This is a genomic window from Faecalispora sporosphaeroides DSM 1294, assembly GCA_000383295.1.
GTDB classification, from domain to species: domain Bacteria; phylum Bacillota; class Clostridia; order Oscillospirales; family Acutalibacteraceae; genus Faecalispora; species Faecalispora sporosphaeroides.
The window spans coordinates 264,306-277,085 of the sequence record KB911066.1 but is presented as its reverse complement, the minus strand read 5'-3'; the positions used below and the strand labels follow the sequence as shown (position 1 = coordinate 277,085).

At 53.1% G+C, this 12,780-nt stretch carries 11 protein-coding genes; 7 read left to right on the top strand and 4 right to left on the bottom strand.

Going from position 1 to position 12,780, the window contains the following annotated elements:
* The first annotated feature begins 20 nt into the window (after positions 1-20).
* The 5 genes from G340_RS0101440 (at position 21) to G340_RS0101420 (ending at position 6,121) form a co-directional block, all read left to right on the top strand.
* Complete coding sequence (locus G340_RS0101440; protein ID WP_020071871.1) at positions 21-551, top strand: FumA C-terminus/TtdB family hydratase beta subunit; 531 nt, start codon at positions 21-23, stop codon at positions 549-551.
* 97 nt (positions 552-648) lie between these two features.
* A complete protein-coding gene (locus G340_RS0101435) occupies positions 649-1,833 on the top strand; it encodes a cation diffusion facilitator family transporter (RefSeq protein ID WP_020071870.1) in 1,185 nt (394 codons plus the stop codon).
* Between the two features lie 102 nt (positions 1,834-1,935).
* Entirely contained in the window at positions 1,936-3,819 is a 1,884-nt protein-coding gene (htpG, locus tag G340_RS0101430; RefSeq protein ID WP_154653081.1) for a molecular chaperone HtpG, read from the top strand.
* Between the two features lie 191 nt (positions 3,820-4,010).
* The gene (ade, locus tag G340_RS0101425) at positions 4,011-5,717 is read left to right on the top strand and encodes an adenine deaminase (RefSeq protein ID WP_020071868.1); all 1,707 of its coding nucleotides are present in this window, start codon (positions 4,011-4,013) and stop codon (positions 5,715-5,717) included.
* Between the two features lie 83 nt (positions 5,718-5,800).
* Positions 5,801-6,121 (top strand): DUF1540 domain-containing protein, encoded by a 321-nt coding sequence (locus G340_RS0101420; protein WP_020071867.1) that lies wholly within the window; start codon positions 5,801-5,803, stop codon positions 6,119-6,121.
* 233 nt (positions 6,122-6,354) lie between these two features.
* On the opposite strand, the gene G340_RS0101415 is transcribed toward G340_RS0101420, so the two are convergent.
* Both G340_RS0101415 and G340_RS0101410 read right to left on the bottom strand, forming a co-directional pair.
* Positions 6,355-7,005: an ECF transporter S component gene (locus tag G340_RS0101415; protein ID WP_020071866.1), complete on the bottom strand. Its 651-nt coding sequence runs from the start codon at positions 7,003-7,005 to the stop codon at positions 6,355-6,357.
* A gap of 67 nt (positions 7,006-7,072) precedes the next feature.
* Complete coding sequence (locus tag G340_RS0101410; protein ID WP_027103808.1) at positions 7,073-7,870, bottom strand: type III pantothenate kinase; 798 nt, start codon at positions 7,868-7,870, stop codon at positions 7,073-7,075.
* Between the two features lie 528 nt (positions 7,871-8,398).
* On the opposite strand from G340_RS0101410, the gene G340_RS0101400 reads away from it, so the two are divergent.
* Positions 8,399-9,463, top strand: coding sequence for a GGDEF domain-containing protein (locus G340_RS0101400; protein WP_326522287.1), 1,065 nt, complete (start codon positions 8,399-8,401; stop codon positions 9,461-9,463).
* Positions 9,464-9,648: 185 nt separating this feature from the next.
* Here G340_RS0101400 and G340_RS0101395 read toward each other — a convergent pair whose 3' ends face one another.
* Positions 9,649-10,362 (bottom strand): DUF554 domain-containing protein, encoded by a 714-nt coding sequence (locus tag G340_RS0101395; RefSeq protein ID WP_020071862.1) that lies wholly within the window; start codon positions 10,360-10,362, stop codon positions 9,649-9,651.
* A gap of 289 nt (positions 10,363-10,651) precedes the next feature.
* Between G340_RS0101395 and G340_RS0101390 the strand changes: the two genes are divergently transcribed.
* A complete protein-coding gene (locus G340_RS0101390) occupies positions 10,652-11,896 on the top strand; it encodes a transglutaminase domain-containing protein (RefSeq protein WP_020071861.1) in 1,245 nt (414 codons plus the stop codon).
* On the opposite strand, the gene G340_RS0101385 is transcribed toward G340_RS0101390, so the two are convergent.
* On the bottom strand, positions 11,865-12,458 hold the full coding sequence (locus G340_RS0101385; protein WP_020071860.1) for a GNAT family N-acetyltransferase: 594 nt from the start codon (positions 12,456-12,458) through the stop codon (positions 11,865-11,867). The two genes, G340_RS0101390 and G340_RS0101385, sit on opposite strands and share 32 nt — an antisense overlap.
* Between the last annotated feature and the right edge of the window lie 322 nt (positions 12,459-12,780).

Genomic DNA, 12,780 nt, shown 5'->3' with positions numbered 1-12,780 from the left:
TAACAAAGGAGAGTGTTGTTTTGGAAAAAATCAGGCTGAATACAAAGGACTTGAAGCAGCAGGCGAAACATTTGAAGGCCGGCGATCAGGTTTTGCTTTCCGGCACGGTATATACAGCGCGCGATGCCGCGCACAAGCGGATGTTTGCGCTAATGGAGGAGGGCAACCCCCTGCCGTTTGCGATGGAGGGTGCCGTGATTTACTATGCAGGCCCCACCCCCACGCCGGAGGGCATGGCGATCGGTTCCTGCGGGCCGACCACCTCGGGCCGGATGGACCCCTTTGCGCCGCGCCTGCTCGACATGGGCCTTGCCGCGATGGTCGGCAAGGGCAACCGCTCTCAAGAGGTAGTCGACGCCATCCGCCGCAATGGGGCGCTTTACCTGTGCGCCATCGGCGGCGCCGGGGCGCTGGCCGCCCAGTGCGTGCAGTCGCTGCAGGTGGTGGCGTTCGATGATCTGGGCTGTGAATCCGTCAAGCGGCTGGAGCTGCGCGATCTGCCGCTGGTGGTGGCGATCGATTCCAAAGGGAACAGCCTGTTTTCAGAATAAAACTGCGGTGTGTCTGCTTCACCGCAGGCGGGGAAGAGACCGCTCTTACCCTATTGTAAAGTAAATTTCCCAAAGCACTAAAGAAAGGAGCCTTTTGATGATAAAGCTGCTGATCCGTCTGTTTCTCCGCGACCCGGAAAACGGAAATCTACCTCTGGCGCGGGAACGGTACGGCAAGCTGGCCGGGTGGGTCGGTGTTACGACCAATCTGGTGCTGTTTTTCATTAAGCTGCTTACGGGGCTGGTATTTCACAGTATCGCGATTATGGCGGATGCGTTCAACAACCTGACGGATTCCGCTTCTTCTCTGGTGACGCTGTTCGGATTCCACCTTTCCGCAAAGCCTGCGGACGCCGAGCATCCCTACGGCCATGCGCGAATCGAATACATTGCGGGCATGGTGGTTTCCTTTCTGGTCGTGATGGTGGGCTTTCAGCTCGCGCAGACGTCCGTCGGCAAAATTCTGGAGCCGCACCCCACGGAGTTCGGCACGGCGCTGCTGATTGCGCTGATCGCGTCGGTGCTGCTCAAGGTGTGGCAGAGCCTGTTTTACCGCAGGATCAGCCGCACCATCGATTCCACTGCGCTGCTTGCCAGCTCGCAGGACAGCCGCAACGACGCGCTTTCCACCGCCGCGGTACTGGTCGGCCTTGTGATTTCGTATTTTACCGGCTGGCAGCTCGACGGCTGGCTCGGACTCGGCGTTGCGGTGTTCATTCTGGTGGCCGGCTTCCGTTTGGTGATGGAGACGGCGAATCCGCTCCTGGGCCTTGCCCCCAGCAAAGAGATGGTGGACGACATTTACCGCAGGATTTTGTCCTACCCCGGCATCATCGGCCTGCACGATCTGAACATTCACAATTATGGGCCGGATCGCTGCTTTGCTTCGGTTCACTGTGAGATGTGCGCCGACCACAATATTGTGGAAAGCCACGAGATCATCGACCGCATTGAGCGCGATTTTCTCACCGACGGCAACATTCACCTGGTGATTCACCTCGACCCGGTGGTAACGGGCGACGAGCGGGCCAATCGGCTGAAGGTTTATGTGGAAGAAAGCCTGCGGGCCATTTCGGATGAAATCACGATGCACGATTTTCAAGCGGTGTGGAAGCCCGAAGGCTCCCGTGTGATTTTCGACATCGTCGTGCCTTACCGCTTCTCGTGGAGCGACGAGCGGCTGGAGGAGTACCTGAGCGAGAAGATCAAATCGCAGGAGCCGCATTGCGAGCCGATTATCACGGTTGACCACGACGATTCGCCTCCCGCGCGCGAAAGGTAAAATTTATAATTTAGGCTTGTTTTTTGCCCGTTTTTGTATTATCATAAATTTAGCACTTTAGCTATTAGAGTGCTAAATTTATTTTTTTGTACGGAAAGGAAAATCGTTATGAAGCAATTTAAAGCGGAATCAAAACGATTGCTGGAATTGATGATTCATTCCATTTATACGCACCGCGAGATTTTTTTACGCGAGCTTTTGTCCAACTCCAGCGATGCGATTGATAAGCTGTATTACAGAACGCTGCAGGATGGCGACACGGGCCTGAATCGCGACGATTTTTACATCCGCATCACGCCGGACAAAGAAGCGCGTACCCTTACCATTGAGGATAACGGCTGCGGCATGACAAAGGACGAGCTGGAAAATAACCTGGGCGTCATCGCCAAAAGCGGCTCGCTGAATTTTAAGCAGCAGATGGAGCAGAAGGATGACGTAGAGATTATCGGCCAGTTCGGCGTGGGCTTTTATTCCGCGTTCATGGTCAGCGACTGCGTGACCGTGTACAGCCGCGCCTATGGCAGCGAAGAGGCTTGGCGCTGGCAGTCGAAGGGTGTTGAGGGCTACACCGTTGAGCCCTGCGAGAAAGAGGGGCACGGCACAAAGATTGTCTTGGAGCTCAAGCCCAACACTGAAGAAGAAAACTACGATGAGTTTCTGGAGCAGTACCGGATTCGCTCCATCGTGAAAAAATACTCCGATTACATCCGCTACCCCATCCGCATGGAGGTGGAAAAGCATCGCCAGAAGGAAGGCGTCGAAAACGAGACGGAAACCTACCGTGAGGACGAAACCCTGAACAGCATGGTTCCGCTGTGGCGCAAGAACAAGAACGAAATTACAAAAGAGGAATACGAGCAGTTCTACCGCGACAAATTTTACGATTATGAGGCGCCTCTGCGCGTCATTCATACCAGCGCGGAGGGAACCGCCACCTATAACGCGCTTTTGTTCATCCCGGCCAAGGCACCCTACGATTACTATACCAAGGAGTTCGAGAAGGGCCTCCAGCTCTATTCCAACGGCGTGATGATCATGGAGAAATGCGCAGACCTGCTGCCGGATTATTTCAGCTTTGTGCGCGGCCTGGTCGATTCTCAGGATTTGTCGCTGAATATCTCCCGCGAAATGCTGCAGCACGACCGTCAGCTCAAGCTGATTGAGAGCCGGCTCGAAAAGAAGATTAAGTCCGAGCTGGAGGCAATGCTGAACAACAGCCGCGAGGATTACGAAAAGTTCTTTGCGGGCTTCGGCCTGCAGCTGAAATACGGCGTGTATTCCGATTATGGCCAGCATAAGGATCTATTGCAGGATCTGCTTCTGTTCTACTCGTCCAGCGAGAAAAAGCCGGTTACGTTAAAGGAATATGTCGGCCGGATGAAGGAAGACCAGAAGGACATCTATTTCATCAGCGGCGAAAGCGTCGCGCGCATCGAGCAGCTGCCGCAGACGGAGCTTCTGCGCGAAAAGGGACTTGAAATGCTGTACCTGACCGACCAGGTGGATGAGTTCGCGCTGCGCGTTCTGCACGCCTACGACGGCCACGAGTTCAAGAATGTCTCCTCCGACGATCTGGGGCTCGAAACTGAAGAGGAAAAGAAGGCCGCCGAACAGAAAAAGGAAGAGTACAAAGAGCTGCTCGAATTTCTGCAGAAGGCGCTCGAGGGCAAGGTGAAATCCGTCACCGTTTCCCAACGCCTCAAATCACACCCGGTCTGCCTCTCCAGTGAGGGGGCCATCTCCCTCGAGATGGAAAAGGTGCTCAACGCCATGCCGAACGCCGAAAAAGTGCAGGCGCAGCGCGTGCTCGAGCTGAATCCCACCCATCCGGTGTTTGCTGTTTTGCAGAAGCTGTACCAAACGAATCAGGATAAACTCAAAGATTACGCTCAGCTTCTGTATACGCAGGCTTTGCTGATCGAGGGCATCGGCATCGAAGACCCTGTGGCATTCTCTAACCAGATCTGCAGCCTGATGTCTGAATAAACCCCGTTTTGTTTCCCTTTTTCCGAGAAAATCAGCTTGTCAAAGCCGTTTGTCTGTGCTATCATGGGCAAAAGCAAATTGAATCTTACAAAATAAAACTCCTTCCTCTGCCAATGGCAGGGGAAGGAAAATTTTAAACTTTTTACAGATCAAAAACAAATGCTGGCGAACGGAAAAGGGGGCGGGCTGTGATGAAATGGAAGAAAGAATGGGTTTCGTATGCATTGGGCAAAGAACTGCCGGAGCTGGTGCTGAAAAACGCGAACGTGGTGGATGTATTTTCCAAACGGGTGCGAACCGCGGATGTAGCGATTCAGGAGGGCAGGATCGTCGGCGTAGGGGAGTACCGAGGTAAGCGCGAGGAGAATCTCGCCGGGCGCTATGTGTGCCCGGGGCTGATCGATGCCCATGTACATATCGAATCCTCCATGACCTCGCCCGCCCTGTTTTCGCGGCAGATTTTGCCGCACGGCACCACCACCGTAATCGCCGACCCGCACGAAATCGTCAATGTCGCGGGGGAGCGCGGAATGGAGTACATGCTCCGCGCAAGCGAGAATGTCCCCGTCAACGTTTATTGGATGCTGCCCTCCTGTGTTCCCATCAACAGTCTGGAGCATAACGGCGCTGTGTACGATGCCGCCCAGATGGAGCGTCTGTGCCGTCACCCCCGCGTGCTCGGCCTTGGCGAGGTGATGGACTGCCCCGGCGTGTTGGTCGGAAAACCGGAGCTGCTCGAGAAAATCGAGCTGATGCGGCACGGCGTGATCGACGGCCACGCGCCGTCGGTTCGGGGGAATGAACTGCAGGCCTACTGTTTGGCCGGGGTGCAGACCGACCACGAATGCGCCACCTATGAGGAGGCGCTGGAGCGGGTGCAGGCCGGGTTCCTGGTGCAGATTCGCGAAGGCTCCGCCGCGCGGAATCTGGAAGCGATCGTCTCTGGCGCATTAAAAGATGGCCTGCCGTTTGACTGCTTTGCGTTCTGCACCGATGATCTGCATCTGGATGATGTCAAGCGCCAGGGGCATATTGACCATAACATTCGCAAATCCATCCGCCTGGGGCTCGACCCGGTCACAGCGATTTGCTGCGCTACCCTTCAGCCGGCCCGTTTCTACGGCCTGCGCGATCTGGGCGCGGTCGCCGCGGGCTTTCGCGCCGATTTGGTGGTTTTGGATGATCTGGAGGAATTCCGAATCGTTCAGGTCTATAAGGACGGTGTTCCCGCGTCGGAGAAAATCACCGGTATTCCCGAGCCCATGGCGGAGCCGGAGCTGACGCACACCGTGCATGTTCCCGCCATTTCGGCGGCGCGGCTGGCCCTGCCCGCGCAGCAAAACTTCCCGGTGGTCACGCTGGTGCCCGGTGAGATTCTCACCCGGCTGGAGTACCTGGAGTTGCCCGGACAAAAGGGAGTGTTCCGGCCGCAGGGCGATCTGCTCAAGGCCGCGGTAATACAGCGTCACAGCGGTTCCGGTCAGCTTGGGGTGGGCGTCGTCAAAGGTTTTGGCCTGAAAAACGGGGCGATCGCTTCCACCATCGCCCACGATTCCCACAATCTGATTGTGATCGGCGACAACGATGCGGACATTCTCTGCGCCGTGGATGCGCTGCGCGCCTGTCAGGGCGGGTATGCGGTGTGCTCCGGCGGCAAAGTGCGGCAGGTTCTGCCGCTGCCCGTGGCTGGCCTGTTTACGGAACGGGCCGATCTGGACGTTGCCGCGGCCCAGCACGAAATGGGAAAGCTCTGCCGCAGCATGGGAGTGCCGGAAAATTTAGACCCGTTTCAAAATCTTTCGTTTTTGTCCCTGTGCGTGATTCCGGAAATCCGCCTGACGGACAGCGGGGTTTTCAGTGTGGCGGAAAACCGTTTTCTGACCGGAGAAAACGGTTGAGCGGCTTTTTTGGTGACCGAAGCGCATAAGGAATTCGCTCCTGCAAATACTAGCAGCATCAATTGAAAATGAGGTGTTGCGTCATGACGAAACTGGAGTGTCACGTAAATTCCTGTGCGAATAACTCCGCCAATTTTTGCTGTCTGCCCAATATTCAGGTATCGGGAGCGATGGCCTTTAACAGCGAGCAGACCTGCTGTTCTTCCTACGTTTCCCAGCAGGCCGGGGCGTTTTCCAATGCGGCGGTCGGCTCGATTCCGAATGAATCCATGCCTGTCGACTGTACCGCCATCAACTGTTCTTATAATGCGGGCGGCAGCTGCGCGGCCAGCAGCATTTGCATCAGCGGCAGCGGTGCTTCTGAAAAAGGGGAAACCAGCTGTCTCACCTTTCATCAGTCCTAAGCGTTATCAAAACAGTCCGCCGGTGTTGCCGGCGGACTGTTTAATATATGGCAGATTTTTAAAACGAGACCGTTTGCAGGCGCACGCCGTTCCCGATCAAGCGGCAGCGGAAAGATGCGCTGCGTGAATTGCGGCTGGAAAATTGAACGGCTTTCAAGCTCATTGATGATACCGTAAAAAAGCCCCGAACGGCAGTGCCGTTCGGGGTCGAAATTTTGTTGTGAGACCGTTCGTTATGTTGATTCAACCAAAGCGGAGGTGCTGTATCTGCGCAGGGGATAGCACACCGCAGTGGCGGCGACCGCGCAAATTACGGCCTCCAAAAGGCCGTTGGTGGCCACGGTAACGCCGAGCGCTCCCAGCAGAAGCTGATAGCTCATTCCAAGGGTAGCGGCATACGCTTGACCAAAGAAAACGTAGATGCCGCCCAAAACCAGAACGGTAGCTGTCATGCTGCCCAGCACGCCGCTGACCGCATAGGGGACGACCTTGGCGCTTTTTTTGCCCTTGAGCGCCTTGCTGAGGGCCTGAAATACCACGCCGGCTACCACGCCGATCAGAATACGGGGCACAAAGCAAATGACAAGGCTCCAAAAGTTGCCTTTGGCTTCGCCGATGCTGTAGAAGGGCGTGAACACGAACGCAACGGGGGACGGGGGCGCGAAGGTCATGACCAAAAAGCTGAACAGGCCGGTAAAAAAGCCCATCAGCGCACCGGCCTTTGTGCCGAGCATAATGGCGGTAATGATCACCGGTACACCCGCCAGAGTGGCGACCATGGGGCCGATCGGGATGGAGCCCAGCGGCGTAAAACATACGACGATCTGGATCGCCAACAGCATGGAAAATTGTGCCAGGAACAGGATTCTTTTATTCGTTTTCATGTTTCCTCCCTGCTGCTGCTCCAATACCTGGATGCAGCGCACTAAAAAAGATTTATCAGGAACAGGGTCATCCCTGTTTTGACCGGGGAAGCTTCGGGTTTTTGCGGTTCTTTTCATAAATGAGCCGCAGGCCGTCGAGCAGCAGATGCTTGTCCACCAGAAAAGGGCTCACGCAGTTCTGCGTTATCAGGTGGGCCATGCCGCCGGTGGCAATCAGCGTGGGGGGCTCGTGCAGCTCCGTGGCAAAGCGGGCGGCAAGTCCGTCCAGCATGGCGGCGGTGCCGTACAGCAAGCCGGACTGCATGGACTGCACGGTGTTTTTTCCAATGAAATGATCCGGGTTTTCCAGACTGATATGAGGAAGCAGCGCCGTCTGAGTCGTCAGTGCGTGCAACATGATATTCACGCCCGCACAGATCATTCCGCCCAAAAAGCTTCCTTTTTGATCCAAAAAGCTGACGGTGATCGCGGTGCCCAAATCAAAAATCACGCACGGCAATGGGTATTTTGCAATCGCGGCCACGGCGCTCGCCACCATGTCGGAGCCAAGCTGTGCCGGGTTGTCGATCAGAATATTCAGCCCGGTTTTCACACCGGGGCCAAGCAGCAGCGGTTGCACTCCGCAGATGTGAAGGAACGCCCGCTGAATCGGGGCGCATACCTCCGGCACAACGGAAGAAATGACAATGCCGTCCACGTCTTTCAGCTCGGCGCAGTGCAGATTCATAATCTGCAGGAGCTCCACCGCATATTGATCTTCCGTGCGGTAAGGGCATGTCAGCAGATTCGCGACAAAAAGCAGAGATTCCTGTTCAAAGCCGCCCAACGTAATGTGAGAATTCCCAATGTCTACCGTTAATAAAATAGCTGTTTCCCCCTTTCCTCAAAATATCCATAGTATAGCATAATGCAGTTTGTGCCGCAAGGGTTATGCAAAAAAGCGCCGACTGCCAAAAGCGGACACATGTCCTTTCAAAACGGCAATTTGAATAGATCGATTCAGTTGGAATTCCATAAATCGGAATACATTCTATTTTTAGAAAAATTCACCGCACTGATACGGATCTATTTCAAATTTTTATTTCATTATACAAAGGCGGGGAGCAAAATTTGTCAAATTGCATATGCAAGAAGAAAAAGAAATTGCACGAAAAATATTTTATTTTAAGAGTGAGATATTAAATTTTCTATCATTTTATATCATTATGGAAAATCAACAAAGACAAAAAATGTTTATCTAAATACAAAAAATGACAGAAAGAGCTATTTTTATTGCAAGTCATATGATATAATGTTGGAAAAATTGACTGAGAAGTGATTGACGTTGCGGATCAAAATGCCGGACATGAAGCTCACCAAATGGAGAAAACAAATCAACTGTATTCTTTTGTTTATGGCAATCGCTGTCACTTTACTGGAAGTAACCTCTTATTTTTATTTGGTCGATTCGGGGGACCTGCTCCCCAAAGACAGAGGCATGTACATTCGCACGCGCATCCTTTTTCCATCCGTTTTCAATTACGGCTGTCTTTTGCTGAACCGTGCGGTTCAGACGAAAGAAACGGCAACGGAGGTTTGCAAAAACGACAGCATGATCGCTACGGTCTTGCTCCTCTGTTCTGTTACCGTATGGGTTCATTACACATTGGTCAGCGCGCTGTCCGTATTTGTGTTGCCGGTTGTGCTGTCCGCTGTTTTTGTCAGTAAGAAAAAAATGCGCCTGATCTGCGCGGTCAGTTTGGCGGCCATGTGCATATGTGCGGCACATTCCTATTTGCTGGTCGTGGGCGATCCGTTCCTGGTCCGAAATATCGCGGTGCCTTTCTTTCTGGTTTTGGTCGCATGCCTGCTCTCCAACATTATCATGGCTTACATACAGGAGGGAAAGGCAGATTTGCTTTCCAGCTATCGGGTTCAGCTGATTCTCGACCGAAAGGTCAAAATGGATCCTCTGACGAACCTCTATAACCAGCATACCTTTTTCAAGAAGCTCGAAGAAAGCGTCAGGCTTGCCGAGCAGCAGAACGAGGGATTCTCCATGGCGATTCTCGATATTGACAATTTTAAGGCGATCAACGATACCTACGGCCATTCCGCCGGCAATCAGGTGCTGGAGGGTCTTTCCGACCTGATGGGAATGGTGTTCTCGCCGAAAAGAGAATTTGTGGCGCGCTACGGCGGCGAGGAATTCGGCATTATTTTCAAGGGCATGACGAGAGATCAGGCCTACGAACGTATCGAGCAGCTCAGGCGTCATTTTTCAGACAGCCGCCTGTCCTATATTGGCGTGATCCACGTAACCTTCAGCGGCGGAGTCGCTCAGTATCAGCCGGGGGAGGAAAGCAGCACCCTCTTTAACCGCGCCGACGCCGCCCTTTACGAGGCCAAGCGCAAGGGGAAAAATCAGACCGTCACCGATCTGGCGCAGGACGGAATCGCTGTTCCATCGGGCGCGTAATATGTTTTGATATCTTTTGATATCTCAGAAAAGGGGCTGCTGCAAAATAGCCTTATCCAAAATATACACAAAAATGCGTCTTGGTTTGACCTGTAAAAGTCGTTCCAAGGCGCATTTCCTTATTTTTTAGTCGATTTCTTTTGTTTCATTTACTATCGCAAATTCATTTTGAAACAGCCCTTAGTTTATGGAATCAGGGAAGTGACCCCGCAGTATAAAATTGGAACCAGAATCGCGGGGAGAAGATTTGCCGTTTTGATTTTGGTGACGCCCCAGAAATTAATGCCGATGCACATCACGATGGCATAGCCCACCATGCAGATCTGATCCAGCAGCGTGTCTGTCAGAGCCGGGCCAATCCACCCGGAGAGCAGAGAAAGCGAGCCCTGATACAAAAGAACGGGAATACAGCTGAAAAGCACGCCGACCCCCAGTGTGGACGCCATAATGACGGCGCTGACGCCGTCCAGAATGCTTTTTACCAGCAGCGTGCTGCTGTCACCCCGCAGACCGTCGTTGATCGCTCCCACAATCGCCATGGCCCCAACACAGTACAAGACAGAGGCGGCGACGAATCCGCCGGAAAATCCCGACAGCTGCATCTTCTGCTCCACCTTCCGGCTCAACGCTTCCAGCCGGTTTTCAATTTTCAACAGCTCGCCCGCAACCGTGCCCAGCACCAGGCTGATCACCAGAAGAAGCTCCCCGCCGCCGGAAATTTGGCTGCCCTTCACCGTGAACATGGAACCGATTACGCCGTTCATGCCAAGAATGAAAATCGCCACTCCCAAAACCTTGTAGAGGCTTTCCTCCATCCGTGGGTTCAGACGTTTTTGAAACAGCAGGCCAAGAGCTCCCCCTACGGCGATGGCGACGGTGTTGACGATGGTTCCAAACATGTAAGGCATCCTTTCGGTGGGGATTTAAAACAAATCCGCTTTATTTGATCAGTATCAATTGAGGATCGCATAAAATCAAATGGCAGCAGTCGTTTTTTGTGCGCCGGGTTTCAATGATCTCTCGGCCGCTCGAAGCTTTCTTTTTTATGCTCCGGACAATTATAGCATAAAAATGGGCAGAAAAGCGGTTGAATTTTCATGAGAGGGAAAAAATTCATAAATTTCCCCTTTACATAATTCTTCTACCTGTTAAAATATGGATAACAACCATGAAAGGACGTGTTTTCAAATGAATGCGTTATTTAGGGTAAACTGGAAAAAGAGAATTTGCAGCCTTCTGCTTTCTCTGACGCTGATGGGAAGCATGGCCGCTGTTGCAGGGGCGCAGCAAACTCCTGCTTTACATACAGAAACAGTCGAGTTTCCCCGCTATTTGCAGAGCGTCTCCACACAAACACAGTCGGCCGCGTCGGTTTCGCTCTTGGCGATGGAGCAAAACGCCAAAGCGGCCGAGACGGTGATCTCGGAGGGGCTGATGAACGGCGCCAACGTGCTGGATTTAAGGCCGTACCAGCTTACTAAGGATCAGCTGCTGCGCATCCTCAATTACTCTTCGTTTACGAATTTTCCGCAGATTGCCAGTGTCATCTCTTATGAATACACGATCGACAATCAGGAAAGAGTCTATGGATTATGGCCCAAGTACGACGCCCCCCAGCAGGAGGTAGCGGCCAAAACGGCGCAGATCGAGCAGGCTGCGCAGGCGGTGATCTCTTCGGTCATTACCCCCGACATGACGCAGCTGCAGCAGATTGTGGCGATCCATGACTATCTGGTGCTGAACTGCTCCTACGATACCGGCGTGGAAACAAACAGCGCCCCGCATGATTCCTATACGGCATACGGAGCGCTGGTGAAGCGAAAAGCAGTTTGCCAGGGGTATGCGGCCGCGTTTCAGCTGTTGATGCAGAAGCTCGGAATTCCCGGTATTGTGGTGCAGAGCACGGCGATGAACCACGCCTGGAACATGGTGCGGTTTAACAACGAATGGTACCACGTGGATGTCACCTGGGATGACCCGGTTCCCGACCGGGCGGGGGTGGTGCAGACATATGCGCTGCTCAAGAGCGACGCCGCGATGACCGGCGGAGTCAACCAGCATTATTCCTGGGATTCCGCGGGCTATGTCGCCGTTAGCACACAGTTTGACAACGTGACCGACTGGTCGCAGTACCGCATGGTGAGAACGGCAATCGCAAGGGGCGCGGAGTTGGACGTCGCTTCGCTGTCCGGTTCGGCGGGCGCTTATTCCGAGTTTATCGCAAAGCCCTACCAAAAGGGAACGCAGGTCACCGTGACCAGCTCCAACCCGGCGGTTGCCTCGGTTCAGCTTGTCAATGCGAATGACCCGCGCGGAGCAAAGTATCGCGTGGTGTATCAGGGGGCCGGCAGCGCAACAATTTTGGTTACCACCAGTGACGGCGGGCTGAAAACCGTGCCGGTCACCGTAAAGTCTGCGGCACTCGCTGCATAGTCTCAAATATTTCCTCAATCCGGTTTTTGGGCAGGTCGTGAATGGACTTTGTCGGGACGGGGTGCCCCAGCTGCGGCTGGGTGCAGTACTCCAGAATCGCAAGGTCGTTCCACCTGCCCAATTTATATCCGGTGTGAGGGTAAACGCCGACCTGCTCAAAGCCCAGAGAGCGGTGAAAGCCAATGCTGCGGTCGTTGGGCACCGAAATCAGAGCGTACAGGTTGTAGTACCCCTGTTCCTTCAGCAGGGCGATCAGCGTCTTGTAAAGCATGGTGCCGATTCCGCCGCGGTGGTGCTGTTCGTTCATATAGATAGAAAGCTCCGCGTCCCATTGATACGCGGCCCGCGTCATGTGGGGCGCGGCGTATGCGTACCCGAGAATGTCGCCGTCGCTTTCGTAGAGCAAATAGGGCATTTTACTGCTGATGCTGCGGATTCGTTCCGCAAATTCCTCCACGGAAGGAACCGTGTATTCGTAAGTAATGCAGGTGTTTAAAATGTAAGGAGCATAAATCGATATCAGACGCGGGGCGTCTTCAGGAGTTGCAAATCTCAGTGCCATAGCTCAAATCTCCTTTGTTTTAGACTTTTTGTTTTCATTTTCCTAACGGATTTTTATTTTTACAAGTATAAATTTTTTTATTTTGAAAAACAAGCCGTTTTTGGGCGGATACAATAATTTAAGAAATTTTTAATGGGATGCAAATGGTGGTGATCCGGTCGAAACGGGGAGAATCCTTTCCCCGTTTTTTTCATTTTCCGTCATTGTGCGGGACAAATTTCTAACAGAAATTTCAATTTTGTAGTCAATTTGTTATCTCAACTGTAAATATATTTTCTTTTAAAGAAAATAATTTTTGGGCTTCATTGGTATAATGAGGAAA